Raw genomic sequence first — 25202 nt, forward strand, 5'->3', positions numbered from 1 at the left:
TTATTCAAAAGTAAAATTTTATCTTTGAAAAAAAAGTTTTTTAAAGGGTGGATGAAAAATACATTGAATACATAGAACAGTTTGTAACTGAAAAAAGGAGAAATTTATTTCATAGAGTTTTAAATGAAAGAACGCGACATTTTACGGTTGCAATTGAAGACATTTTTCAACCTCATAACGCAAGTGCAGTAGTTAGAAGTTGTGATATTTTTGGTATTCAAGATGTACATGTGATTGAAAATAAATATAGGTTCTATGCTTCTAACCGTGTAGCAAAAGGAGCTCAAAAATGGTTGGATTTTTCATTGCATAACCAAAAAGGGGTAAATAATACTTTAATTTGTATAGATAGTTTAAGAGCAAAAGGCTATCAAATAATTGCAACTACGCCTCATAATGAATCTTGTATGTTACAAGATTTTGATATTACTCAAAAATCGGCATTCTTTTTTGGTGTTGAAAAAGAGGGATTATCTAAGCATGTGATGGACAATGCCGATGGGTTTTTAAAAATTCCTATGATTGGTTTTACCGAAAGTTTAAACATCTCTGTTGCTGCAGCAATTATACTTCAAAATTTAAATGAAAGACTGAAAAAATCAGCTATTCATTGGCAACTAACCGAAGAAGAGAAAAAGGAGAAATACCAAGAATGGTTAGAAAAATCTATTAAAAGTATTCAAAAAATTAAAGAGCATTATTATACTCAAATTGCTAATCAATTGTAATTTTTTCAATAAAAGCAGTTGAATCACAGTTTTTAATTGTTAGCGTTATATTTTGTAAGTTTTTAGTTCCTTTTATTTCATATTGTGTACAGGAATCTTTTTTTAGTTTATTCCACATATCAACGTTACCACTTTTTAAAATTTGAGAAATTGCAGCAGTATCAATTTTTTTTGAATTTAAAACAGTTATAGCCTTTTCAGAAAAAACTCGATCTTTAGTTCTAATATTTTTTAAAACCCTTGCATTCGGGCCATAGTCAAATGAGGTATTCTTTTTTCCAAAAAAGAAAATTACGACAATAATTCCAATAACTAAACCTCCCAAAAAAAAAGGTAAACGCTCTTTAAAAGTCATACTACAAAAACAATAAATTGATATCTCTATAAGGTAAATTAAACCAATCGGCTACAGTTCTATTGGTTAAAATTCCGTGGTAAAAGTACATACCTTTTTGCAAACTTTTATCAAAACGAACAGCATTTTCAAAACCACCATCTTCTGCAATGTTTAAAAGGTAAGGTGTAAAAATATTACTTATTGATACTGAAGCAGTTCTAGAGTACCTAGAAGGAATATTGGGTACACAATAATGTATGACACCGTATTTATCGATAGTAGGGTTTTTATGGGTGGTTACTTCAGAAGTTTCAAAACATCCACCTCTATCGATGCTTACATCTACAATTACAGCACCAGATTTCATTTGCTGAACCATTTCTTCTGTTACTAATACTGGAGACCGTGAAACTCCTCTTACAGCTCCAATAGCAATATCGCAGCGCATTAAAGCTTTTTGTAAGGTTTTAGGTTGTATGGTTGAAGTATAAATAGGTCTTCCTAAATTATGTTGTAAACTTCTTAACTTGGTTAAAGAATTGTCAAATATTTTTACATTGGCTCCAAGACCAATAGCAGATCTTGCAGCAAATTCAGCCACTGTACCAGCCCCTAAAATGACCACTTCAGTAGGAGGAACCCCACTTATGTTTCCTAATAATAGTCCACCAAAGCCTTCTTTATCTTTACTGATCATTTCAGCAGCAATAAGTATAGAGGCTGTACCTGCAATTTCACTTAAAGATTTTACCACGGAATAAACTCCGTGTTCATCTCTAATATAATCAAAGGCAACAGCAGTGATTCGTTTGCTGGCTAAAGCTTCAAAATATTTTTTAGTTTGAGTTTTTAATTGTAAGGCAGAAAATAATACACTTTGTGGATTGATAAGTTTAATTTCTTCTAAAGAAGGTGGTTCTACTTTTAAAATAATATGACAACCAAAAGCGTCTTTAGTATCATAAGAAACTTTGGCACCAGCTTCGGAGTAGTCTTTATCAGAAAAATTTGCACCATCTCCAGCACCACTTTCAATAATAAATTTGTGACCTTGAGCAGTTAAAGCAGCTACAGCATCGGGTGTTAAGCAAACACGTTTTTCTTGATAATGAGTTTCTTTTGGAATTCCTATCATAAGTTTCCCTTTTTGCTTTACAACTTCTAAGGTTTCTTCTTGAGGAATTAACTCTTGTTGACTAAATGGAGAAGAAGCTTTTTTACTCATTATTTTTTAATTCAATGGTTCGTAATTGATTATCGTTGGCAGTTATGGTAATTGCAACAGCATTTAAAGGTAGTAAATTTTCTATTTTGTTGGGCCATTCAACCAAACACCAACAATTGCTGTAAAAATATTCTTCAACTCCCATATCTAAAGCTTCCTCTTCATTGTTAATTCTATAAAAATCAAAATGATATACTTTATCTCCATCTTTTGAAAGGTATTCATTTACCAAAGAAAAAGTTGGAGAACTAACATTATCAATTACATGAAGTTGTTTTACAATTTCTTTGATTAAAGTTGTTTTTCCAACGCCCATTTCTCCATAAAAAAGCAATACTTTATGTTTTGAAGTATTGATTACATCTTTGGCAATTTCAGATAACTGATTTAGAGCGTAATTTTTTTTCATATAGGCTGCTAGTTTGTTAATTTTTTATTTAGGTACAAATATAGCACATGGAATTATCATTTCCTCTAGTGAAATCCCTCCATGTTGATAGGTGTTTTTATAATATTTTACAAAATGATTGTAGTTATTAGGGTACGCAAAAAAGAAATCTTCTTTTGCAAAAATAAATGAACTATTCATACTTAAGGATGGCAACATAATTTCTTTAGGGTCTTTTACTGCATACACTTCTTTAGCTTCATACGATAGGCTACGTCCAGTTTTATATCTTAAATTAGAGCTGATATTTTTATCTCCTATAACTTTTGAAGGGACTTTAGAGTTAATGGTTCCGTGATCTGTTGTAATAATAAGCTTGAGTCTTAAATTTTGTGCTTTTTGAATCATTTCTAACAATGGTGAGTTTAAAAACCAACTGTTAGTTAAAGATCTATAAGCTTTATCATCACTTGCCAATTCTTTAATAACCTCCATTTCAGTTTTAGAATGTGAAAGCATGTCAACAAAATTGTACACAATTACCGTTAAATCGTTTTCTTTTAAGCTATTAAAATTTTCAACTAATTGCTTGCCATTTTTAAGGTTTGTTATTTTATGAAACCCAAGTTTAATAGATTGTTTTAATCTAGTAAGTTGTGCTTGTAAAAATTCTTCTTCATATAAGTTTTTTCCACCTTCATCGGTATCATTTTTCCAAAAATTTGGATGCTGTTGTTCCATTTCTAAAGGCATTAACCCAGAAAAGATGGCATTTCTTGCATATTGTGTTGCAGTTGGTAATATGCTTAAATAGGGGATTTCTTCTTTCTTTTTATAATATTTATTAATGGTTTGTTCAATAATTTTAAATTGGTCATATCGTAAATTGTCAATAACAACTAAAAGTGTACCTTTTGAGGTAGTAACTTCAGGTAATATGATTTTTTTAAATAAAGTATTTGATAGTACAGGTGAATTTTCTTCAAAAATCCAATCTTTATAATTTTTTTTAATAAATTTAAAAAAAAGTGAATTGGCTTCTTTTTTTTGACTTTCTAATATTTCAACCATACCGGTGTCACTAATATGTTCGAGTTCTAATTCCCAATAAATTAATTTTTTGTAAATATCAATCCATTCTTCATAAGAATTTACCATAGCCAAATCCATTGCAATTTTTCTAAACTCTTGTTGGTAATTTGAAGTAGTTTTTTCTGAAATTAAACGAGAATGGTCTAAGTTTTTCTTTAGGCTTAATAGTATTTGGTGGGGGTTTACGGGTTTTATTAAATAGTCTGCAATTTTGTTACCAATTGCTTCTTCCATAATGTATTCCTCCTCACTTTTGGTAATCATTACAATTGGAATGTTTGGTCGTTTGCTTTTAATTTTAATTAAAGTTTCCAAACCACTTAACCCAGGCATGTTTTCATCTAAAAAAACAATGTCATAATTGGTTTCAATACACATATCAATAGCATCAGCACCATTATTACAAGTTGCAACGTTATATCCTTTTTTTTCAAGAAATAAAATGTGTGGTTTTAAAATATCAATTTCATCATCAACCCATAAAATGTTTATATTGCTCATATTGTTATCTTTGTACTTTATATTAATAAAATAAGAATTTTGACCGAAAAAAAAACGAATAAACTCAAAATATTAAACGATCCAATTTACGGATTTATTACCATTCCAAATGCGTTAATTTACGATTTAATAGAACACCCTTATTTTCAGAGATTAAGAAGAATTTCACAAATGGGTTTGTCGCATTTAGTTTACCCAGGTGCACATCATACAAGATTTCATCATGCCATTGGTTGTATGCATTTAATGCAAAAGGCTGTGAGAATTTTAAAATTTAAAGGAGTGGAAATTTCTGATGATGAAGCCAATGCATTGTATATTGCTATTTTATTACACGATATTGGACACGGACCGTTTTCACATGCTTTGGAAAGTAGTATTGCAAATGGAATTCACCATGAAACTATTTCTTTAAAGTTTATGGAAGCTTTAAATGAAGAATTTAGCGGACAACTTTCATTGGCAATTACCATTTTTAAAGGAGAGTATCCTCGAAAATTTTTATACCAATTAATCTCTAGTCAGTTAGATATGGATAGGCTAGATTATTTAAAAAGAGATAGTTTTTACACAGGTGTTGCCGAAGGAAATATCAACTCAGAACGTCTATTAACCATGCTTAATGTAAAAAATGATCATTTAGTTGTGGAAGAAAAAGGCATTTATTCAGTTGAAAAATTTATTGTGGCGAGAAGGCTTATGTATTGGCAGGTTTATTTACATAAAACTGGTTTAGCAGCTGAAAAACTACTTGAAAAAGTATTAAAAAGAGCCAATGAACTATCTTTTACAGGTAAAAAATTACCAGCAACAAAAGCTTTTTCATATTTTTTAAAGAATGCAATAGATGAAACAAATTTTACAAAAGAAACACTTAAAACTTTTGCCAAATTAGATGATTATGATGTTTTATCCTCTATTAAAGAATGGATTTCTTGCGATGATAAAATTTTAGCCAATTTATCTGAAAGTTTGATTAATAGGAACTTACCAAAAGTGATGATCCAAAATAACTCTTTTGATAAAAAACAATTAAAACAAATTCAACAAGATATAAAGAGAAGTCTTGAGTTATCTAATAATGAACTTGATTATTTTGTATATTATGGTAAAATATCTAATCAAGCCTACGATGCAACTAAAAATACCATAAAAATTTTATTTAAAAACGGAGATTTAAAAGACGTTACCGAGGCTTCAGACCATTTAAATATTCAAACCTTATCAAAACCAGTAGATAAGTATTATATCTGCTATCCTAAGAAGTAGGTAGAGTTGAAGTTTTTTTTTACTTTTGCAATTGATGAAATTTACAGCAACTCAAATAGCAGGTATTTTAGAAGGGGAGATAGAAGGAAACAAAAATGTTGAAGTTTATAAACTTTCTAAAATAGAAGAAGGAGAAGAAGGTTCATTAACATTCTTGTCCAACCCAAAATACATTCACTATATTTATGAAACAAAAGCAACCATTGCTATTGTGAATAAAGATTTTGTACCTGAAAAACAAATTGAAACTACTTTAATTAAAGTAGAAGATGCGTATAAAGCATTTTCAACTTTGTTAGAATTTTACAACCAAGTAAAACTCAATAAATCTGGTATAGAAGAATATACCTTTATAAGTAAAACAGCAACCATAGGAGAAAATTTATATTTAGGTTCATTTTCTATTATAGGTGACAATGTAAACATAGGAAATAATGTAAAAATATATCCCAATGTAACTATTGGAGAAAATGTGTTTATTGGTGATAATACAATTATTTTTTCAGGAGTAAACATATATTCTGAAACTACCATTGGTAGTGATTGTGTAATACATGCAGGTGCAGTTATTGGATCGGATGGTTTTGGTTTTGCACCTAGTGAAGAAGGTATTTACAGCAAAGTTCCACAAATAGGAAATGTTGTTATTGAAGATAATGTTGATATTGGAGCTGCAACTACCATAGATAGAGCCACATTAGGTTCTACTATTATTAGAAAAGGAGTAAAATTAGACAATCAAATACAAATTGCTCACAATGTTGAAATAGGAAAAAATACAGTAATAGCTGCTCAAACTGGAATAGCTGGTTCTACTAAAATTGGAGAAAATTGTATGATTGGAGGTCAGGTAGGTATTGTAGGACATTTAACAATCGGAAACAATGTTAAAGTTCAAGCACAAACAGGTATTGCTAAAAATGTAAAAGATAATGAGGTAATTCAAGGAACACCTGCATTTGGTTATTCAGATTTTAATAAATCGTATGTTTATTTTAAAAAATTACCAGAACTTGTTGCAACTATTAACACTTTACAAAAAGAAATAAAAGCATTAAAAAAATGAAAATGAATCGACATCAAAAAACAATTAAACAAGAAGTTACACTTTCAGGTGTAGGTTTGCATACAGGAAATAAGGTCACAATGACTTTTAAGCCTGCTCCAGTAAATCATGGTTATGCTTTTGTACGAATTGATTTAGAAGGAGAACCAGTAATTGAAGCTAGTGCCGAATATGTAATTAATACTCAAAGAGGAACCAATCTTGAAAAAAGAGGCGTAACAGTAAACACCTCAGAACATGTACTTGCAGCGGTTGTTGCTTTAGATATTGATAATATTATCATTGAAATAAATGCGCCAGAACCTCCAATTATGGATGGTTCATCTAAACATTTTATTGAGGCACTCGAAAAAGCTGGAATTGAGGAGCAAGATGCTGAAAGAGAAGAATATGTAGTTAAAGATATAATTTCATATAGAGATGAAGAAACCGGAAGTGAAATTATTTTAATGCCTTGTGATGAGTACAAAATTACTACAATGGTTGATTTTGGAACCAAAGTTTTAGGAACACAAAACGCAACATTAGAGTCGCTTACAGATTTTAAAAATGAAATAGCCGATGCACGTACCTTTAGTTTTTTACATGAACTTGAAATGTTACTTGATAATGATTTAATTAAAGGAGGAGATTTAAATAATGCCATTGTTTATGTTGATAAAGAAATTTCTGAAAATACAATGGGAAAATTGAAGAAAGCGTTTAATAAAGAATCTTTAACTGTAAAGCCTAATGGAATATTAGACAACCTAACATTGCGTTGGGCTAATGAAGCTGCTCGTCATAAATTATTAGATGTAATTGGAGATTTGGCATTAGTAGGAACAAGAATTAAAGGAAAAGTAATTGCCAATAAACCTGGGCATTTAGTAAACACCGTTTTTGCAAAAAAACTTCAAAAAATAATTAAACAAGAAAAACGCAACAATGTACCAACGTTTGACTTGAACCAACCACCATTGATGGATATTCATCAAATTATGAATATTCTCCCTCACAGACCCCCATTTTTATTGATAGATAGAATTATTGAACTATCTGATAAACATGTAGTTGGAATGAAAAATGTAACAATGAATGAATCTTTTTTTGTTGGTCATTTTCCAGATTCTCCAGTAATGCCTGGCGTATTGCAAATAGAAGCAATGGCACAATGTGGAGGGGTATTAGTATTAAGCACCGTACCAGATCCAGATAATTATTTAACCTATTTTATGAAAATGGACAATGTTAAATTTAAACAAAAAGTATTGCCTGGAGATACGTTAATTTTTAAAGCTGAATTAATGTCGCCAATTAGAAGAGGAATTTGCCATATGCAATCCTATGGATATGCAAATGGTAAGTTAGTAGTAGAAGCAGAGTTAATGGCACAAATCGCAAAAAAACCAAAAGAATAATGAATCAACCACTTGCCTACATTCATCCTGGAGCCAAAATAGCAACCAATGTTGTTGTTGAACCATTTACAACTATACACAATAATGTTATTATTGGATCAGGAACTTGGATAGGATCTAATGTAACTATTATGGAAGGTGCTCGTATAGGTAAAAATTGTAGAATTTTTCCTGGAGCAGTTATTTCAGCAATACCACAAGATTTAAAATTTGATGGTGAAGATTCTTTAGCTGTAATTGGTGATAACACTACAATTAGAGAGTGTGTTACTGTGAATAGAGGAACCAAAGCCTTGGGTAAAACTCAAATTGGAAAAAATTGCCTTATTATGGCTACTTCTCATATAGCCCATGACTGTGTGATTGGAAATAACTGCATTTTAGCTAACGGATCTGTAATTGCGGGTCACGTTTCTATAGGAGATTTTGCTATTTTAAGTGGTTTGGTTGCAGTTCATCAATTTATCCATATTGGGGAACATGCAATGGTTTCTGGAGGTTCATTGGTTAGAAAAGATGTTCCACCTTATAGTAAAGCTGGTAAAGAACCTTTATCTTATATTGGAATAAATTCAATAGGATTAAGAAGAAGAGGTTTTTCAACAGAAAAAATTAGAGAAATTCAAGATATTTTTAGAATTTTATATCAAAAGAATTACAATACCACACAAGCTTTGGAAATTATAGAAGCTGAAATGGAAGCAACAAAAGAAAGAGACCAAATTATTCTATTCATTAAAAACTCTCAAAGAGGAATTATGAAAGGATATACAGGTAGTTAAAAATATAAATAAAAAACATGGCAACAACATCAGATATTAGAAACGGATTGTGTATTAAATATAATAATGATATTTATAAAATTGTTGAATTTTTACACGTAAAACCAGGTAAAGGACCTGCATTTGTAAGAACTAAATTAAAAAGTTTATCTACTGGTAAAGTATTAGATAATACCTTTCCAGCTGGTAGAAAAATAGATGATATTAGAGTAGAAACTCAAAAATTTCAATACTTGTATCCTGAAGGTGATTCGTATCATTTTATGAATACTCAAGATTATAATCAAATAACACTTCAAAAGTCAGCTTTAGATGCTCCAGAACTTTTAAAAGAAGGTGAAATAGTAACGATTATAATAAATACGGAAGATAATATGCCCCTTTCTGTAGATATGCCTTCGAGTGTAATACTAGAAATAACACATACTGAACCAGGTGTTAAAGGTAATACAGCTACCAATGCAACAAAACCAGCTACGGTAGAAACGGGAGCAAATATCAATGTACCTTTATTTATTAATGAAGGTGATAAAATTAAAATTGATACCGCTAAAGGCGCTTATTTAGAGCGTGTAAAAGAGTAATGTATTTATGAAATTTCCGCGTAAATACAGTTTACAAGAAATCGCAGAATTAATTGATGTTGACTTTGTAGGCTCATCACATTTTCCTGTTTTAGGATTTAATGAGATTCATGTAGTAGAAGAAGGAGATATCGTTTTTGTAGATCATCCTAAATATTACGATAAAGCGCTACAATCAAAAGCTTCAGTGGTTTTAATAAATAAAAAAGTAGATTGCCCAAAAGGTAAAGCCTTGTTAATTTCAAATGATCCTTTTTCAGATTTTAATAAATTGACAAAATATTTTAATCCATTCAAATCAACAGATTCTTCGATAGCTATTACAGCCAAGATTGGAGCCAATACTATTATTCAACCAAATGTCTTTTTAGGAAACAATGTTATAATAGGTGAAAATTGTGTCATCCATCCCAATGTAACTATTTATGATGATGTGGTAATTGGGAATAATGTGACCATTCATTCTGGAAGTATTTTAGGAGCTGATGCATTTTATTATAAGAAAAGACCTAATGGTTATGATAAATTATTATCAAGTGGATCTGTAATCATTGAAAATAATGTTGATATTGGAGCTTTATGTACAATTGACAGAGGAGTATCAGGAAACACCACTATAAAAAAAGGAACTAAAATTGATAATCAGGTTCAAATAGGTCATGATACTATTATTGGAGAAAACTGTTTGATTGCTTCACAAACTGGAATTGCTGGTTGTGTAGTTGTGGAAGATAATGTTACAATTTGGGGACAAGTAGGTACTAATAGTGGAATTACTATTGGTGAAAAGGCAGTAATATTAGGTCAAACTGGTGTAACAAAATCAGTTAAAGGCGGTCATACTTATTTTGGAACACCTGTTGAAGAGTCTAGAAAAAAGTTAAAGGAAATGGCTGAAATAAAGCAGCTAATAAAAAATCAAAAAAAAATCTAATTTTTTTCAGATAGAAGATATAAAAAATTACATTTGTAATTAGTTTATAATTTTAATATAAAATCACACTAATGAGCGTTTTAGTTAATAAAAATTCAAATATTATAGTACAAGGATTTACAGGTGGTGAAGGTACTTTTCACGCATCTCAAATGATTGAATATGGAACCAATGTTGTGGGAGGTGTTACACCAGGTAAAGGAGGACAAACTCACCTGGATAAACCTGTTTTTAATACGGTTCAAGATGCAGTTGATAAAGTACAAGCAGATACTTCAATTATTTTTGTACCACCTGCATTTGCAGCTGATGCAATTATGGAAGCTGCTGCTGCTGGAATAAAAGTAATTATTTGTATTACTGAAGGTATTCCTGTTGCAGACATGGTTAAAGTGAAAGCCTATATTGACAATAAAGACTGCAGACTTGTAGGTCCAAATTGTCCAGGTGTTATTACTCCAGAAGAAGCTAAAGTGGGTATTATGCCTGGTTTCATTTTCAAAAAAGGAAATGTAGGTATTGTTTCTAAATCTGGAACCTTAACTTATGAGGCAGCTGATCAAGTGGTAAAAAAAGGTTATGGAATTACAACAGCTATTGGTATTGGAGGAGATCCAATTATAGGAACTACAACAAAAGAAGCTGTAGAGTTATTAATGAATGACGATGAAACTCATTGTATAGTTATGATTGGTGAAATTGGCGGACAGCTAGAAGCCGAAGCAGCACGTTGGGTAAAAGAAACAGGAAATAAAAAACCGGTTATTGGGTTTATTGCTGGGCAAACTGCTCCTAAAGGAAGAACCATGGGACACGCAGGAGCTATTGTAGGGGGAAAAGATGATACTGCTCAAGCAAAAATGGCTATTTTAAAAGAAAATGGAATTCATGTAGTAGAATCTCCAGCTAAAATTGGAGATAAAGTTGCTGAAGTGTTAGGATAAAATTGAATTGAACCAATTTATAGGTTCTAAATTGTAATAAAAAAACCTTTGAATTCAAAGGTTTTTTTAGTTTAAACTTGTAAGGTTATTTAAATTTACCTACTAAAAACGATAAAATATTTATGATGAATTTTAAATTAAATAAAAAGTCGATATCAAATATAGTTTTTGTGATAGCCATACTGGTTTTACTTTATCCTCCTTCAAGAGAATGGTTTATGAGACAAATTGCTTTTTCCCCATCAGTTGAAACTAAGCAAGATAGTAAAAAATTAAGTACTTATAATTGGGAACTTAAAGGTTTAAATACCACCTCCATCAATTTTCAGGAATTTGAAAATAAAGTAGTTTTTGTTAATTTTTGGGCTACTTGGTGTCCTCCTTGTAGAGCTGAAATGCCAATGATTCAAAAGCTATATAACGATTATAAAGACAAAATTGAATTTGTATTTCTTACAAATGAAGATTGGGAAACAGTAGATTTATTTTTTAAAAAAAATAATTACCAATTACCCGTTTATAATTCGTTATCTACACCTCCAAATGCCTTTTTAGAAACTAATAGTATTCCCGCTACTTATTTGATTGATAAACAAAGGAATATTCGTATTTCAAAAGTTGGAGCTGCAGATTGGAATAGCACTAAAATAAGAAAATTATTAGATGAGCTAATTTTAGAATAAGCCTAAAATAAAATTTTTCTAAAATAATTTACAACAGATGTAGCGTTCTTATATAAATAAACGTATTGATATTATAGATTTCAATTAAAAGTTGATTTCAATTAATTTAAAATAAGTTTAATTTAAAAAACAAAAGAATGAAAAAAATTTTAGTATTAGTAGTTGCATCATTAACGTTAATTTCTTGTGATTTAGATAATAATGACTGTGGAGACTGTTTTTCTCCTCCTAGACAATTTAATTTTGATTTTGCTGATAAAGATACTGAAGAGAATCTTTTTACAAATGGTACTTTTGAAGAAGATGATTTAAAAGTGTATGACGAAAACGACGAAGAAATTGAATTTCAATTAGTGCCTTACAATGATCGTAAAATACTGTCCCTTAATACAATTGGATGGGAGTTAGAACCAAAAACCTATACAGTTGAATTAAGTGATGATGTTTCAGTAGGTTTTTTTCTAGATATGGATAAAAAACAAGGAGATTGTTGTACCTATTTTGAGGTAATTGAGTTTTTAATACCTACTTATGAGTTCTCTGAGTCAACTACAACAGGAATAATTCAAGTTAAAATATAGGCAAAATAAAAAATGAAAAAGTATATTGTTTTAATTATTAGTTTAACCATTATTAGTTGTAATGAAGAGTCTGTAGAAGAACTTAACTCTACTTTAGATGTTGGACTAGAGTTTTCTATTGTAAATTCTAATGGAGAAGATATTTTAAATCCAAGCCATCCAGATTGTATTAAAGAATCTAATATTAAATTGTATTACCTTATTGATGGAATTAAAAAAGAGGTTTATAATCCAAACTATGATTTTCCAAGAAATTTCAGAATATATGAACACCAGAATGAATTTAGAATTGGTATTTTTCAAAATCATTCAGAAAATGAGGATAAGCCACTAACTTATATACAATGGAACGAAAGTGAAACAGATACAATTGAAGCGGCTTATTACAGGTCTTCGAACGCTATTATTCAAAAAAAAATTTGGTTGAATGGAGATTTAATTTGGGAATCAATTAATGGAACAAATCCATATTTTATTTTAACTAAATGATTGGCGATTATACTCTAAATTTTAATTAAATGAACAAAATATTATTTACACGGTTGTCACTTTATATTATAATTATACTCACTATGTCATGTGTAAATGAAACAGATACAGCAATGTATTCAACTTCATTAGATAGTGAAAATTCAAGTTTATTGGTTTCTTATGGAAATGTTGTGTTACGTATAAATGAAGAAGCTTTTAAAGAAATTAATGATAATCGTGTAAATAATATAAGTAGTGGAGATTCTTATATAATAAATAATGCCATACGTAAAGGTGATTTTATAGAAATAAATTTATCATATTCGGGAGGTTGTATGCCACATAATTTTGAAATTATATGGGATGGTTTAGTGTATACAGATGAGCCTAGCCATATGAATTTATTATTAATACATAAAGAAAGTGAAGATTCCTGTGAGGCTTTAATAACAGAAACACTTGTTGTAGATTTAAAAAAATTAGTAGGGGATGTAATTTATAAAGATAGTTGTGAGTATCGTATTTTTAGCACCTATAATTCAACAGATTTAGCCGATGTTGTTGTGGAAAGTATCAATTAATTTTAAGTACTTTTAAAAAATAACATACATTGAATTAATATCGTTCAATTTGGAAAAGGAACTAGATAAAAACATAGCTATAGAACAACTAATCTCTAAATGTGAAAGAGGTAGTGTTGTACATCAAGAAATGTTGTACAAAAAGTATTATGGCTATGCATTAACTGTTTGTAGGTTATATACATATTCCAATGATGAAGCTGTTAGTATTTTGAATGATAGTTTTTTAAAGGTTTTTACCTCTATAGAAAAAAAAAGATATAACCGCACCATCCCTTTTAAAAACTGGTTAAGGCGTATACTAATTAATACAGCAATAGACCATTATAGAAAAAATATAAAGCATTTAAATCATCTAGATATTGAAGAATCTAATGAGATTTTTGCAGATATAAATGTTATTGATAATTTAACTGCTGAAGATATTTTAAGTTTATTAGATCAATTGCCTGAAATTCAGCGTGTTGTTTTTAATTTATATGAAATTCAAGGGTTTAAACACAATGAAATTTCTGAAAAGCTTCTAATAAGTGAAAGTTCTTCAAGAGTTTTTTTAACTAGAGCCAAAAAAAAATTAAGAGTTTTAATTGGTAAAAACTTTTAAAATATGGAAGATAATTTTGATAAAATATTAGCAAATAAAATTAAGGATGTTACCAAAAATCATGAATATCCTTACAACCCAAAACATTGGGATAAGCTCATGGCTAAAAAGAAGAAGAAAAGAATTCTTTTTTATTGGCAAGTTGCTGCTTTTTTAATTATAGCATTATTGGCTGGAAGTATTGGAAATTATTTCTTTAAAACGAACTATGAAGAAAAATATAAACCTGAAATTATTTTAGATAAAATCAATGATTCATTAAGAATTGATAGTATTACAAAACATAATAAGATTTTTATAACTGCAAGTCCAATAGATAGTTTAAATTCACTAGATTCAAAAATTGATATAAATAAATCTACTAAAAGTAAAGCTGCTATTGTTTTAAACAAAAAAGTTAAGAGTTCTAGTAGTTTAAAAGAAACTACACAACAACAATTAATTAAAGAGAAATTAGATAAACAAAATAATGTTATTGCTCAAAATATTGAAATTTTTAAAACAAATGATTCAATATCTTTAAATGAAAAACTAGCAGATAACAATTTAAACTTAAATAAAAAAGAAGATTCTATTACTCAGAAAAAAGATTTACTCGTACTTCTCGAAAATGAAACAAAAGTAGCTACTGAAGATAAAATAGATAAAAAATCTATAAAATTAGGGGTTAATTTATCTCCTTTAATTAATTATAATCAGTCGAATGAGAGTACGGATGTAGGTTTTTTAGCTGGTGTATTGGTGGAAATACCAGTTACTAAAAAGTTTGATATCAATATGGGTGTCTATTATTCCGATCAAACTTTAAGTTTAAATACGTCTCCAAAATACGCTTCGGATGTTGTTAGTTATAGGAGTAGTAGTCAATTAATTAATAAACAAGCAGTTATTAAAGGAGTAGAAATCCCACTAAATGTAAAGTATAACTTTAAAATAAATAAAAAGAATATTTTTGTTAGTACAGGTTTTTCTTCAACATCTTATATAAAACAATCCATAGAAGAAAATTTTATTGTAAATGATAGATCAGCAACTATTATGCAAGATAGCTATGGAAATAATGTTGTAAAGTATGAATTGGTGCAAAAAGATGAGAAAGTAATCACTCCTAATGATGCTAATAAGTTTAATTTTGCTAATATTTTAAACTTTTCTTTTGGACTTGAAGTACCTATTAATAAACAACAGCAATCACTTATAATTGAGCCTTATTTTAAATATTCATTAAAACCGACTACAGTAGAAAAATTAGATTTTTCTAGTTTTGGGATGCATCTACGTTACAATTTTAATATTCAAAAAAAATAATTCGCTTTTGTTGTAGCGTTTCAATTATTTACAACGTATTAGTTAATATAGGTTCATAAATTTTTATGATTACAATTTATAGTTTTGGTTGTAGAATCTCAATGCTTATTCATTTAGAATAAGCTGAGATTTTACTTATCAATGCTTTCAGATCCTTAATTTTTTTGAAAGAGATATTATGAGAAAATATTTAGTTTTATGTTGCTGTTACCTATTAATTATTAGCTGTTCAAACAATGAAGAAGCTATAGAAGAAACCAGCTCTCAAATTTGGCAATTAGTTAAAATGACAGGGAATGTTGAAGGTTCTGAAACTACAGGAACAGCTATGGAATGGCAAGAATTTTATATGCTAAATTTTGATGGAACATTTTTAAAATCTAGATATAGAAATGATGTAAATACTGAGGTAAAAGGTAGTTATTCTTATAAAACTATAAATGAACAAGAATTTATAGTATTCACTTATTTTGAAGAAAATGAATTAATTGCAAATTGCACTTCAACACTAGAAGAATACTTGTTAGTTCAAGACTATAAATTAATTGGAACTTGGAATGCTTGTGATGGTCCAGCACTTGAATACCAAAGACAAGCATTATGTGGAACAAAATAAATTTAAATTTTTAAAAATAATGAGTAACAAAATATCCATAGTTTTAGTACTTCTTTTTTTACTAATTTCTTGTAGTGAAAATAATGACATTTTTGATAAAGTAGGAGAAGAGGGGTATAGTTATAACAAAAGTTTAAAAACATGGAATGCATTAAAAGAAGTTAATAATAACTCCTATGTCTATAAATTATCATTTGTCTCTTGGACAGGATTTGGAAGTAGCACAGAGTTAGAAATAAAAGATGGTGAGGTAGTCTCAAGAGCTTATGAAGAGTATAGATTTAATCTTCAAAATGGAGAAAATGAAGTGCTAAATAGTTATTTTGAAACAATTGATAATTTAGGAGAACATTCAAAAGGTGCAATTCCACAAACAATAGATGATTTATATACAACTTGTGCCGCAGAATATTTAGTGGTAAGTGAAAAAGACAATCGGATATATTTTGAAACCGATGAAGATGGTTTAATGAAAATGTGTGGTTTTGTTCCTAATAATTGTATGGATGATTGTTATATTGGTGTTACTATTAAATCATTTAAATGGACAAATAAATAATTTTTGGGTAAAAAAATAGCCTGTAGATTTTACTTTGCTACAGGCTTAGTTACCTAAAATCATAATTTTATAGTTTTATGGTTATGAAGCATACAATCCATATCTTCTAAATTTATCCCATTGTAATCTTTTAGTGTTTGTGAAGTTGATAAAGTGAACTTTCTTTTTGTGTTCTTGCAGTGTGTTTAAATTTAAAGTTTTCATAATATTGAGTTTTAAAGTTGTCGTTTACTAAATGACGTCCTAAAAATCAAATTGTTACGCTATTATGCAATACATAGTACTATATTAACAAATATTTAACTTTGTAGAATTTAAAAGTAGGAGATTTGTTAATTTATAGTTAAGTAAAAATCTATAAATCAGAGAGTATATTGTTTAAAATATCAATAATTATATTACAGCCTTCATAAATTTCATTTTCTGATATTGTTAAAGGAGGCGTAATTCTAATGGCTCTACCTTCAAAAAGCAACCAAAATAATAACAAACCTTTGTCTAAGGATTCTAAAATAACTTTTGAAGCAATTTCACTTGTTTCAACCATAGCAGCAAGCATTAAGCCTTTTCCTCGTATTTCTGTAATTAATGGATGAACTAGTAATTTTCTAAATAAGGCTTCTTTTTCAAGTGTTTGTTGAATTAAAGTAGAATTAAAAAGTTCTAATAATGTAGCTTGTGCTGCAGCTGCAATAACAGGATGCCCTCCAAAAGTGGTTATGTGTCCTAATTTGGGGTTCTCTTTTAAACTACTCATTATTTTATTTGAAGAAATAAATGCTCCAATAGGCATTCCACCTCCTAAACCTTTACCTGCAACAATAATGTCAGGAATAACATTGTAATTTTCAAATCCAAAAAATGTTCCTGTTCTTCCAATTCCAGATTGAATTTCATCTAAAATTAATAGTGCTCCAACTTTCAAACACTGTTCTTTAACTTTTTTTAGGAAATTATTTTGAGGTTCAATAAAACCAGCTCCGCCCTGTATAGTTTCTAAAATTACTGCTGCAGTATTTTTAGTAATTTGAATTAAATCAAATTCATTGTTAAATTCAATAAATTTGATTCCAGGAATTAAAGGTCTAAAAGCACTATTTTGTTCCTCCTTTCCACAAACGCTCATAGCTCCTTGCGTATTTCCATGATAAGCGTTTTTTGCAGCTATAATTTCACTTCTACCAGTAATTCTCTTGGCTAATTTTAAAGCACCTTCTGTAGCTTCAGTACCCGAATTGGTTAGGTAAACAGTTTCTAAACTTTTAGGTAGATGTTCCACTAATAATTTACAAAGCTCAACTTGAGGTTGTTGTATAAACTCTCCATAAACCATTACATGAGTATATTTATCAACCTGTTGTTTAATTGCTTCAGAAATTTTAGGATGATTATGACCTAAGGTGTTTGCAGATACTCCAGCAATAAAATCTAAATACTTTTTCCCTACAGAATCATAAACATAATTACCATTTGCATGAGAAATTTCTAAGGCAAGTGGATGACTACCAGTTTGTGCTTGATATTTTAAAAAGTCCTTTTTCAATCTTTAATTCTTTCTTTAGGTAAAGGTTTTTCCAATTTATCTTTTTTTGGTACTTCAGCAGTTACGTCTTTGATAAAGATATCTTCTTTTTTCTTTGGTCGCTCATCTTCTCTCCAAATAAAGCCTTTTAAAAGTTTTTCATTTTCATTTAATTTTTCAAATTCGGAAGGAGGGTAGGTTTTTCCTTCAGGTTTTTGAATAAAATCAACCTGTTCAATTTGATTGTCTCCAAGAGTAATAAAAATATTTTTACTACTCATCATTTTATTAATACCTACTAATACGTTAAATTCATCACGGATAAAAAATACCACTTCACTATTTCCAACTACATCTAATGTTTTTAGTTGATTGTTTAAAAATTTACCATACATATTTTTCCCTTTTAACTGACTGTATCCAGCTGAATCTTTTTGTATCATAAAGGCATTATTTAATACTTTTAAAGAATCAAGTTGTTCAGTTTTTGTATTTGAAATTAAATGTATAGTGTCTCCAGTAATTTGGTTTCCTTGCGCCCATAAAACTGGATTAGTAAGTAATTTTGTTAATCCAGTTTTTTCAAAAGTGATTAAAGAATCGCATTTACCTTGTAAATTAGATTTAAAAATTTTTACATGGTTATAAGCTTTAACAATTCTATCTTCAACTTTGCCTGTAACCATTAAAATATCACCATGAATATGAATTGAATCATTTTCCATAATTGTGATGGCTTCTGCTTTATCGGTAATATAAACAGAGTCTTTTAATTTAAAATATTCAGCAAAATTTCCTTTGATGAACGAATTATTTGTGGTATCAATAACCTTTATATTTCCAGTTGCTGAAGCATATTCAATATTTTTGTTGTAATACAAACTATCGCCTTCAATAGTTCTATCTCCATAAAATATTTTGGAATTTTTTAAGAAGTGAGAAATGTTTGTTTTAGAATTATGATGCCCTTTTTCGGTATAAATTTTATTGCCATCTGTAGTAATTGTTGAAGGACCGTATAAATCTGCAATTCCAGTACTTGTATAATAATCCAAATGCTTGGAAACTAAAGTGCTACCATCTTTATTTAACACATCAACTCTGTCAAATGCTTGAAATTTATTGGTTCTTAAATAATAATTACCAATTTTACTTTTTAAAACATTTGTGGTGTCTTTAATAGTTCCTCCGCTTTTATAGTATAAATGTTGATTAATTCTATCGAAATGAAGAGTATCGGTACGTAACTCCATTAATTCATCTTTTAAAAGAACATCACCCCAAGAAGTAGCCATTTTTTTTAAACCATCATAATCGGCATACTTACTATATTGAAAAACCGTATCACCTTGGTTCATAATTACGTTACCAATGGCTTTTATCAATTTTATATCTTGGTAAATATAGGCTTTATCACACCTAAGCGTTGCGCCTTCATGCTCCACAAAAACATTTCCTAAAACTATGGTAGCACCAGGATATTCAGGCTTAACAAAGGTATTATCTGCTTTTAAAATTTTAACTCTTTTAGATTGAGAAAAACTTTGAATGCTAATAAAAGCAATAAGTATGAATAAGATATTTTTCAAATTTTTAGATTTAATAGCAAAACTAATGAAAAAGTTTTTTTTTAATTGATAACTATTCGTTAAAAAAAAAGCTTCAATAAAGAAGCTTTTAAATTTATTTTAAAATAGTTTGTTTTCGATCTGGACCTACAGATACAATTTTTACAGGGACTTCAACAAAATCTTCAATAAATTTAATATAATCGTTTAATTCTTTTGGTAAAGTTTCTACGCTTGTCATAGAAGTTAAATCTTCTTTCCAACCTTTAAGTTCAGTATAAATAGGTGTTACGTTGTGTTCTTCAATGTTGTATGGTAAATGATTTACTTCGGTTCCTTTATAGTTGTATGAGGTACATACTTTCAAAGTATCAAACCCAGAAAGAACATCTCCTTTCATCATCATTAATTGTGTAACACCATTGATTTGCACAGCATATTTTAAGGCTACTAAATCTAACCAGCCACAACGTCTTGGCCTGCCAGTAGTAGCTCCAAATTCGTGACCAACTTTAGCCATTATTTCTCCATCTTTATCAAATAATTCAGTTGGAAATGGACCAGATCCTACACGAGTTGTATAGGCTTTAAATATTCCAAAAACTTCCCCAATTTTATTTGGCGCTACTCCTAAACCGGTACAAGCACCAGCAGCAGTTGTATTTGAAGAAGTTACAAAAGGATAGGTTCCAAAATCAATATCTAATAAAGAACCTTGTGCACCTTCAGCTAAAATGGTTTTTTTATTTTTTATGGCATTGTTTAAATATTCTTCACTATCTATAAAGGTAAGTTGTTTTAACACTTCAATGGCTTCACAAAATTCCGTTTCAAGTTCTTCTAAATTATACTCAATGTCAACATCAAAAAAATCGATCATTTTAATGTGTTTTTCAGTAAGTGCTTGGTACTTTTCTTTCCAGTCTTCTAATTCTAAATCTCCAACTCTCATTCCATTTCTTCCAGTTTTATCCATATAAGTTGGACCAATACCTTTAAGTGTAGAACCAATTTTAGCTTTTCCTTTTGAAGTTTCACTAGCAGCATCTAAAAGACGATGTGTTGGTAAAATTAAGTGTGCTTTTCTTGAAATAAGTAATTTAGATTTGATATCTAAATTAAATTGCGCCAAATTCTCTAATTCTTTTTTGAAAATGATGGGGTCAATTACTACGCCATTTCCAACAACATTTACTGCATTTTTGTGAAATATCCCTGAAGGAATAGTGTGCAATACGTGTTTATGTCCATCAAAAATTAAGGTATGTCCAGCGTTAGGACCTCCTTGAAAACGAGCAATAATATCATAATTTTTTGTAAGGACATCTACAATTTTTCCTTTTCCTTCATCTCCCCATTGTAGTCCTAGTAATAAGTTAACAGCCATGTTGTTTAATATATGTTAGTTGTTGTTTTGTTTTTTTGTTCCGTAAAAATAGAGCGAGTGATTGTGAATATCGATATTAAAGGTGTCTTCAATAGTTTTTTTGATAATTTGAACTCTAGGATCACAAAATTCAATAACTTCACCAGTATCTGTTAAAATTACATGGTCATGTTGTTTATCAAAATAAGATTTTTCATAATGTGCTTGGTTTTGACCAAATTGATGTTTTCTTACCAACCCACACTCTAATAATAATTCTATAGTATTGTAAAGTGTTGCTCTACTAACTCTATAGTTTTTATTTTTCATTTGAATGTAAAGAGATTCAATGTCAAAATGATCATCTAAATCATAAATTTCTTGAAGAATTGCAAAACGTTCTGGTGTTTTTCTATGGCTATTTGCTTCTAAAAAATTAACAAAAACAGTTTTTACAATTTTTTGATTTTCGCTACTCATAAATCACTAAATTTGAGTTTAAACCTAAACGACAAAGTTACTTCTATTTTTTAAATATTTAACCTGATTTTTTTCTTATTTATTAACTTTTATTGTGAATAAACTAGTGTTTGTATATTCTTTCAACAGTTTCTATTCCTTCAATTTTTTTAATACTATCACTTAATTTTTGAAGTTGAGATTGATTGACTACACTCACCGTTATTTTTCCTTCAAAAATGCCATCGTTGCCAGAAATGTTTAAGCTATGGATATTCACACTCATATTTCTAGAAATTACTTGTGTAATTTCATTTACCATTCCTACATGGTCTGCACCATAAATTTTCAAAATCGCCTTAAATTCTTGTTTAGAAGAGTCTATCCATTTTGCGCTCATAATTCTGTAGGCATAATTTGCTTGTAGGCTTATAGCGTTTGGGCAGTCTTGTTTATGAACTTTTATACCATCATTAATTGTGATGAAGCCAAATACTTTATCTCCTGGTATTGGATTGCAACATTGTGACATTTTATAGTCTAATCGTTCTTCTTCTTTGCCAAAAACTAGCGAATCATATTTATCTACAATTTCATCTTTTTCTATAAAGTCTGGATTGCTAGAACTTCTTTTTATCCTATTTTTAAAGAAGTTTACAAAAGCATTATTTCGTTTAGAAATAAATTCTTTAAGTTGGTTGTTATCAATAGACCCGTTACCCATTCTATAAAATAAATCTAAACTGGTTTTAAGTTTAAAATGGGTTACTAAATCATTTACAACTTTTTCATTAAGGTTTATTTTAAGATGTCTCAGTTTTCTGGCTAAAATTTCTTTTCCTTCTTCAGCTATTTTCTTTTGTCCTTCTTTTAAAGCACTTTTAATACGTGTTCTAGCTCTTGCAGTAACAACAAAGTCTAACCAACCAATATTTGGTTTTTGACTTTTTGAGGTAATAATTTCTACTTGATCTCCACTAAATAACTCGTGGCTTATGGGTTTTAATTTTCCGTTTACTTTTGCTCCACGACAGGTCATACCTACTTGTGTGTGAATAGCAAATGCAAAATCTAATGCGGAGGCATGTTTTGGAAGTGCCTTTAAATCTCCATTAGGAGTAAACACATAAATTTCTTTCGAGTATAAATTTAATTTAAAGTCTTCAACAAAATCAACAGCATTACTATCTGAATTTTCAAGAGTTTCTTTAATTTTATTCAACCAATCATCTAAGCCACTTTCACGTTCATTTTTATTTTTATATCTATAATGTGCGGCATAACCCTTTTCTGCAATTTCATTCATTCTTTCTGAACGAATTTGAACTTCTACCCATTTCCCTTTTGGTCCCATTACGGTTATATGAAGAGATTCGTAGCCCGTAGATTTTGGTTGGCTAATCCAATCTCTTAACCTACTTGGGTTAGGAATGAAGTGATCTGTTACTATCGAATATATTTTCCAAGCATCAAACTTTTCATTTTTTAAAGTAGATTTATAAATAATTCTAATGGCAAATTTATCATAAATTTCATCATAAGTAACGCCTTGTGAAAGCATCTTTTTTCTAATAGAATAGATGGATTTTCTTCTTCCTTTTATGTAATATTTAAAACCTTCTTTATCAAGAGTATCACTTATAATATTTGAAAAGGACTCAATATATTTATTCTGTTCTTCCTTACTTTGGGTGATTTTTTTGGCAATATCGCTATAAACTTCAGGCTCGGTATATTTTAAACCTAAATTTTCTAGTTCAGTTTTTATATTGTATAAACCAAGTCTATGAGCTAAGGGAGCATAGATATATAGTGTTTCAGAGGAAATTTTAACTTGTTTTTCATGTGGCATAGCATCCATTGTTTGCATATTATGCAAACGGTCTGCTATTTTTATTAAAATAACTCGAACATCATCGTTAAGGGTAAGTAGCATTTTTCTAAAATTCTCGGCTTGTACAGAGGCATCTTGATCTTTTTTTAAGTGAGAAATTTTAGTTAATCCATTTACAATTCGAGCCACATTTTCGCCAAACAAACGCTCAATATCTTCAATAGTATATTCTGTATCTTCTACCACATCATGAAGAAGGGCTGCAACAATAGAGGTGGTATCCAAACCAATTTCATACGCTACAATTTTAGCTACTGCAATGGGATGGTAAATATAAGGTTCGCCAGTTTTTCTACGCTGACTACTATGCGCTTCTACCGATAAGTCAAATGCTTTTCTAATTTCTTTTTTGTCTGCATCTGTAAATGTTTGGTAGGCGCCTTTTAGTAAATCTTTATAGCGTCTAGCTATTTCTTTATTTTCTTCTTCTGTTGATAAATTGTATGTCATTGATTAAAATTACATTTAAAATTTAACTATGCAATTGTAAATTATTATTTTTTTAAATTTAAAATTCTTTGCAATAATGTTGGATGTGAATAATGAAATTTAACATATAGTGGATGAGGCGTTAAGTTACTTAAACTGTTTTTTGAAAGTTTTTTTAAAGATGAAATTAAAGCATTGGCATTGTAATGTTTTTTGGCATAATCATCGGCTTCATATTCAAATTTTCTAGATAAAATATTCATAATAAAATTGGTAAATTCAGAAATAGGGCTATACAAAACGCTAAATGCAATTAAACCAATATGAAAACTAGCTTGTTCAACTCCCAAAGCTTGAGATAAAACTTGATTACTTACCATTAATGATAAAATATATAACATAAAGCCTGTTAAAAGTATAGATGCGATAAGATTGTAAATAATATGTTTTTGTTTATAATGTCCTACTTCATGAGCTAACACCGCTACAATTTCATTAGTTTCTAAATCATTTATTAATGTGTCATATAAGGTAATTCTTTTTTGTGAACCAAAACCAGAAAAGTATGCATTTGCCTTAGTTGAACGTTTAGAGCCATCAATTACAAATATATTTTGAAGTTTAAACCCAATTTTTTTGGCAAAATTCTCAATTTTGGTTTTTAGTTCTCCCTCAACTAATGGTTTTTGTTTATTAAATAACGGAACAATTAATTTAGAGTAAAACATATTCATAAACACTGTAAAAACACTTATTAAAAGCCAAGCATATAACCAAAAAGTATTTGTAGTAATTTGATAAAACCAAGTGATTAAAGCTAAAATTCCTCCCCCAATAATTAATAACATCATCCAGCCTTTTAGTTTATCTAAAACAAACGTAGTTTTAGTAGATTTGTTGAATCCAAATTTTTCTTCAATTACAAAGGTTTTGTAATATGAAAAAGGGATTGAAAAAATATCGCTTGCCAATGCAATTATTCCAAAGAATACGAGCGTTACTAAAATGGAATTACTAGTGATGCTTTTTGCCAAAGTATCAACAAAAGCAAATCCATCAAATATAAAAAATAAGAGTGTGGCAATTATAGAAAAAGTACTTGAAATGAATGAAAATTTATATTTTTCTTTTTTGTATTGTTGTGATTTTAGGTACTCTTCTTCATTATAAATACCTTTGAGTTCATCGGGTATTTTATCATTAAAATGCTTAGAATTTAAATAATTGAGTACGGTATCAAAAATAAATTTAATACAAATAATACTGATTAAAATATAGAATACGATAGTTGGAGTCATTGAAAAAATGTTG

Annotated in this window: 27 protein-coding genes; 16 read left to right on the forward strand and 11 right to left on the reverse strand. The window is 29.2% G+C overall.

The annotated features are described in order from the left end of the window. Positions 1-47 precede the first annotated feature (47 nt). Entirely contained in the window at positions 48-728 is a 681-nt protein-coding gene (locus Q0714_RS01305; RefSeq protein WP_298262487.1) for an RNA methyltransferase, read from the forward strand. On the opposite strand, the gene Q0714_RS01310 is transcribed toward Q0714_RS01305, so the two are convergent. The 4 genes from Q0714_RS01310 to Q0714_RS01325 are packed head-to-tail and all read right to left on the reverse strand — an operon-like array spanning position 715 to position 4271. Then, positions 715-1083 (reverse strand): hypothetical protein, encoded by a 369-nt coding sequence (locus tag Q0714_RS01310; protein ID WP_298262488.1) that lies wholly within the window; start codon positions 1081-1083, stop codon positions 715-717. The two genes, Q0714_RS01305 and Q0714_RS01310, sit on opposite strands and share 14 nt — an antisense overlap. A gap of 1 nt (position 1084) precedes the next feature. Continuing rightward, positions 1085-2290, reverse strand: a complete 1206-nt coding sequence (locus Q0714_RS01315) for an alanine dehydrogenase (RefSeq protein WP_298262489.1) — start codon at positions 2288-2290, stop codon at positions 1085-1087. Next, positions 2283-2699, reverse strand: a complete 417-nt coding sequence (tsaE, locus tag Q0714_RS01320) for a tRNA (adenosine(37)-N6)-threonylcarbamoyltransferase complex ATPase subunit type 1 TsaE (protein ID WP_298262490.1) — start codon at positions 2697-2699, stop codon at positions 2283-2285. Before tsaE ends, Q0714_RS01315 begins: the two co-directional genes overlap by 8 nt. Positions 2700-2723: 24 nt before the next feature. Beyond that, positions 2724-4271 (reverse strand): PglZ domain-containing protein, encoded by a 1548-nt coding sequence (locus tag Q0714_RS01325; protein WP_298262491.1) that lies wholly within the window; start codon positions 4269-4271, stop codon positions 2724-2726. Positions 4272-4310: 39 nt separating this feature from the next. Between Q0714_RS01325 and Q0714_RS01330 the strand changes: the two genes are divergently transcribed. The 15 genes from Q0714_RS01330 to Q0714_RS01400 all read left to right on the forward strand — a co-directional run bounded on the left by Q0714_RS01330 (position 4311) and on the right by Q0714_RS01400 (position 16653). Further along, positions 4311-5540 (forward strand): HD domain-containing protein, encoded by a 1230-nt coding sequence (locus tag Q0714_RS01330; protein ID WP_298262492.1) that lies wholly within the window; start codon positions 4311-4313, stop codon positions 5538-5540. A gap of 34 nt (positions 5541-5574) precedes the next feature. Next, positions 5575-6606 (forward strand): UDP-3-O-(3-hydroxymyristoyl)glucosamine N-acyltransferase, encoded by a 1032-nt coding sequence (gene lpxD / locus Q0714_RS01335; RefSeq protein WP_298262493.1) that lies wholly within the window; start codon positions 5575-5577, stop codon positions 6604-6606. Between the two features lie 2 nt (positions 6607-6608). Continuing rightward, entirely contained in the window at positions 6609-8006 is a 1398-nt protein-coding gene (locus Q0714_RS01340; RefSeq protein ID WP_298262494.1) for a bifunctional UDP-3-O-[3-hydroxymyristoyl] N-acetylglucosamine deacetylase/3-hydroxyacyl-ACP dehydratase, read from the forward strand. Beyond that, positions 8006-8788 (forward strand): acyl-ACP--UDP-N-acetylglucosamine O-acyltransferase, encoded by a 783-nt coding sequence (lpxA, locus tag Q0714_RS01345; protein WP_298262495.1) that lies wholly within the window; start codon positions 8006-8008, stop codon positions 8786-8788. The genes Q0714_RS01340 and lpxA overlap by 1 nt, the downstream gene beginning before the upstream one ends. A gap of 17 nt (positions 8789-8805) precedes the next feature. After that, on the forward strand, positions 8806-9372 hold the full coding sequence (efp, locus tag Q0714_RS01350) for an elongation factor P (protein WP_298262496.1): 567 nt from the start codon (positions 8806-8808) through the stop codon (positions 9370-9372). A 7-nt stretch (positions 9373-9379) separates the two neighbouring features. After that, a complete protein-coding gene (locus Q0714_RS01355; protein WP_298262497.1) occupies positions 9380-10306 on the forward strand; it encodes a UDP-3-O-(3-hydroxymyristoyl)glucosamine N-acyltransferase in 927 nt (308 codons plus the stop codon). A gap of 71 nt (positions 10307-10377) precedes the next feature. Continuing rightward, a complete protein-coding gene (sucD, locus tag Q0714_RS01360) occupies positions 10378-11250 on the forward strand; it encodes a succinate--CoA ligase subunit alpha (protein ID WP_298262498.1) in 873 nt (290 codons plus the stop codon). A gap of 122 nt (positions 11251-11372) precedes the next feature. Beyond that, positions 11373-11933: a TlpA disulfide reductase family protein gene (locus Q0714_RS01365; protein ID WP_298262499.1), complete on the forward strand. Its 561-nt coding sequence runs from the start codon at positions 11373-11375 to the stop codon at positions 11931-11933. A gap of 137 nt (positions 11934-12070) precedes the next feature. Then, positions 12071-12514, forward strand: a complete 444-nt coding sequence (locus Q0714_RS01370) for a hypothetical protein (protein ID WP_298262500.1) — start codon at positions 12071-12073, stop codon at positions 12512-12514. 12 nt (positions 12515-12526) lie between these two features. Next, positions 12527-13003 (forward strand): hypothetical protein, encoded by a 477-nt coding sequence (locus tag Q0714_RS01375; RefSeq protein WP_298262501.1) that lies wholly within the window; start codon positions 12527-12529, stop codon positions 13001-13003. A 29-nt stretch (positions 13004-13032) separates the two neighbouring features. After that, positions 13033-13566 carry a hypothetical protein gene (locus Q0714_RS01380; RefSeq protein ID WP_298262502.1) on the forward strand — a complete coding sequence of 178 codons (534 nt, stop codon included), beginning with the start codon at positions 13033-13035 and terminating at the stop codon, positions 13564-13566. A 49-nt stretch (positions 13567-13615) separates the two neighbouring features. Next, entirely contained in the window at positions 13616-14170 is a 555-nt protein-coding gene (locus Q0714_RS01385) for an RNA polymerase sigma factor (protein WP_298262503.1), read from the forward strand. A gap of 3 nt (positions 14171-14173) precedes the next feature. Further along, the gene (locus tag Q0714_RS01390) at positions 14174-15478 is read left to right on the forward strand and encodes an outer membrane beta-barrel protein (protein ID WP_298262504.1); all 1305 of its coding nucleotides are present in this window, start codon (positions 14174-14176) and stop codon (positions 15476-15478) included. Positions 15479-15656: 178 nt separating this feature from the next. After that, the gene (locus tag Q0714_RS01395; RefSeq protein ID WP_298262505.1) at positions 15657-16094 is read left to right on the forward strand and encodes a hypothetical protein; all 438 of its coding nucleotides are present in this window, start codon (positions 15657-15659) and stop codon (positions 16092-16094) included. A 19-nt stretch (positions 16095-16113) separates the two neighbouring features. Next, on the forward strand, positions 16114-16653 hold the full coding sequence (locus tag Q0714_RS01400; RefSeq protein ID WP_298262506.1) for a hypothetical protein: 540 nt from the start codon (positions 16114-16116) through the stop codon (positions 16651-16653). Between the two features lie 81 nt (positions 16654-16734). On the opposite strand, the gene Q0714_RS01405 is transcribed toward Q0714_RS01400, so the two are convergent. The 7 genes from Q0714_RS01405 to Q0714_RS01435 all read right to left on the reverse strand — a co-directional run bounded on the left by Q0714_RS01405 (position 16735) and on the right by Q0714_RS01435 (position 25189). Continuing rightward, complete coding sequence (locus Q0714_RS01405; protein WP_298262507.1) at positions 16735-16857, reverse strand: hypothetical protein; 123 nt, start codon at positions 16855-16857, stop codon at positions 16735-16737. A 151-nt stretch (positions 16858-17008) separates the two neighbouring features. After that, positions 17009-18196, reverse strand: coding sequence for an aminotransferase class III-fold pyridoxal phosphate-dependent enzyme (locus tag Q0714_RS01410; protein WP_298262508.1), 1188 nt, complete (start codon positions 18194-18196; stop codon positions 17009-17011). After that, positions 18193-19764, reverse strand: a complete 1572-nt coding sequence (locus Q0714_RS01415; RefSeq protein ID WP_298262509.1) for an OstA-like protein — start codon at positions 19762-19764, stop codon at positions 18193-18195. The genes Q0714_RS01410 and Q0714_RS01415 overlap by 4 nt, the downstream gene beginning before the upstream one ends. A gap of 94 nt (positions 19765-19858) precedes the next feature. Beyond that, entirely contained in the window at positions 19859-21130 is a 1272-nt protein-coding gene (locus Q0714_RS01420; protein ID WP_298262510.1) for an adenylosuccinate synthase, read from the reverse strand. 15 nt (positions 21131-21145) lie between these two features. Further along, a complete protein-coding gene (locus Q0714_RS01425; protein ID WP_298262511.1) occupies positions 21146-21589 on the reverse strand; it encodes a Fur family transcriptional regulator in 444 nt (147 codons plus the stop codon). A gap of 103 nt (positions 21590-21692) precedes the next feature. Continuing rightward, positions 21693-23912: a RelA/SpoT family protein gene (locus Q0714_RS01430; protein WP_298262512.1), complete on the reverse strand. Its 2220-nt coding sequence runs from the start codon at positions 23910-23912 to the stop codon at positions 21693-21695. 44 nt (positions 23913-23956) lie between these two features. After that, a complete protein-coding gene (locus Q0714_RS01435; RefSeq protein WP_298262513.1) occupies positions 23957-25189 on the reverse strand; it encodes a M48 family metallopeptidase in 1233 nt (410 codons plus the stop codon). Between the last annotated feature and the right edge of the window lie 13 nt (positions 25190-25202).

Source organism: uncultured Lutibacter sp., assembly GCF_947493565.1.
Taxonomy (GTDB): domain Bacteria; phylum Bacteroidota; class Bacteroidia; order Flavobacteriales; family Flavobacteriaceae; genus Lutibacter; species Lutibacter aestuarii.

Excerpts from the sequence above, each read along its gene's own strand:
- Q0714_RS01315 (WP_298262489.1), bottom strand. The coding sequence starts at position 2,290 with ATGAGTAAAAAAGCTTCTTCTCCATTTAGTCAACAAGAGTTAATTCCT.
- sucD (WP_298262498.1), top strand. The coding sequence starts at position 10,378 with ATGAGCGTTTTAGTTAATAAAAATTCAAATATTATAGTACAAGGATTT.
- tsaE (WP_298262490.1), bottom strand. The coding sequence starts at position 2,699 with ATGAAAAAAAATTACGCTCTAAATCAGTTATCTGAAATTGCCAAAGAT.
- Q0714_RS01420 (WP_298262510.1), bottom strand. The coding sequence starts at position 21,130 with ATGGCTGTTAACTTATTACTAGGACTACAATGGGGAGATGAAGGAAAA.
- lpxD (WP_298262493.1), top strand. The coding sequence starts at position 5,575 with ATGAAATTTACAGCAACTCAAATAGCAGGTATTTTAGAAGGGGAGATA.
- Q0714_RS01390 (WP_298262504.1), top strand. The coding sequence starts at position 14,174 with ATGGAAGATAATTTTGATAAAATATTAGCAAATAAAATTAAGGATGTT.
- efp (WP_298262496.1), top strand. The coding sequence starts at position 8,806 with ATGGCAACAACATCAGATATTAGAAACGGATTGTGTATTAAATATAAT.
- Q0714_RS01405 (WP_298262507.1), bottom strand. The coding sequence starts at position 16,857 with ATGAAAACTTTAAATTTAAACACACTGCAAGAACACAAAAAGAAAGTT.
- Q0714_RS01380 (WP_298262502.1), top strand. The coding sequence starts at position 13,033 with ATGAACAAAATATTATTTACACGGTTGTCACTTTATATTATAATTATA.
- Q0714_RS01325 (WP_298262491.1), bottom strand. The coding sequence starts at position 4,271 with ATGAGCAATATAAACATTTTATGGGTTGATGATGAAATTGATATTTTA.
- lpxA (WP_298262495.1), top strand. The coding sequence starts at position 8,006 with ATGAATCAACCACTTGCCTACATTCATCCTGGAGCCAAAATAGCAACC.
- Q0714_RS01375 (WP_298262501.1), top strand. The coding sequence starts at position 12,527 with ATGAAAAAGTATATTGTTTTAATTATTAGTTTAACCATTATTAGTTGT.
- Q0714_RS01400 (WP_298262506.1), top strand. The coding sequence starts at position 16,114 with ATGAGTAACAAAATATCCATAGTTTTAGTACTTCTTTTTTTACTAATT.
- Q0714_RS01340 (WP_298262494.1), top strand. The coding sequence starts at position 6,609 with ATGAATCGACATCAAAAAACAATTAAACAAGAAGTTACACTTTCAGGT.
- Q0714_RS01310 (WP_298262488.1), bottom strand. The coding sequence starts at position 1,083 with ATGACTTTTAAAGAGCGTTTACCTTTTTTTTTGGGAGGTTTAGTTATT.
- Q0714_RS01430 (WP_298262512.1), bottom strand. The coding sequence starts at position 23,912 with ATGACATACAATTTATCAACAGAAGAAGAAAATAAAGAAATAGCTAGA.
- Q0714_RS01355 (WP_298262497.1), top strand. The coding sequence starts at position 9,380 with ATGAAATTTCCGCGTAAATACAGTTTACAAGAAATCGCAGAATTAATT.
- Q0714_RS01395 (WP_298262505.1), top strand. The coding sequence starts at position 15,657 with ATGAGAAAATATTTAGTTTTATGTTGCTGTTACCTATTAATTATTAGC.
- Q0714_RS01425 (WP_298262511.1), bottom strand. The coding sequence starts at position 21,589 with ATGAGTAGCGAAAATCAAAAAATTGTAAAAACTGTTTTTGTTAATTTT.
- Q0714_RS01365 (WP_298262499.1), top strand. The coding sequence starts at position 11,373 with ATGATGAATTTTAAATTAAATAAAAAGTCGATATCAAATATAGTTTTT.
- Q0714_RS01370 (WP_298262500.1), top strand. The coding sequence starts at position 12,071 with ATGAAAAAAATTTTAGTATTAGTAGTTGCATCATTAACGTTAATTTCT.
- Q0714_RS01435 (WP_298262513.1), bottom strand. The coding sequence starts at position 25,189 with ATGACTCCAACTATCGTATTCTATATTTTAATCAGTATTATTTGTATT.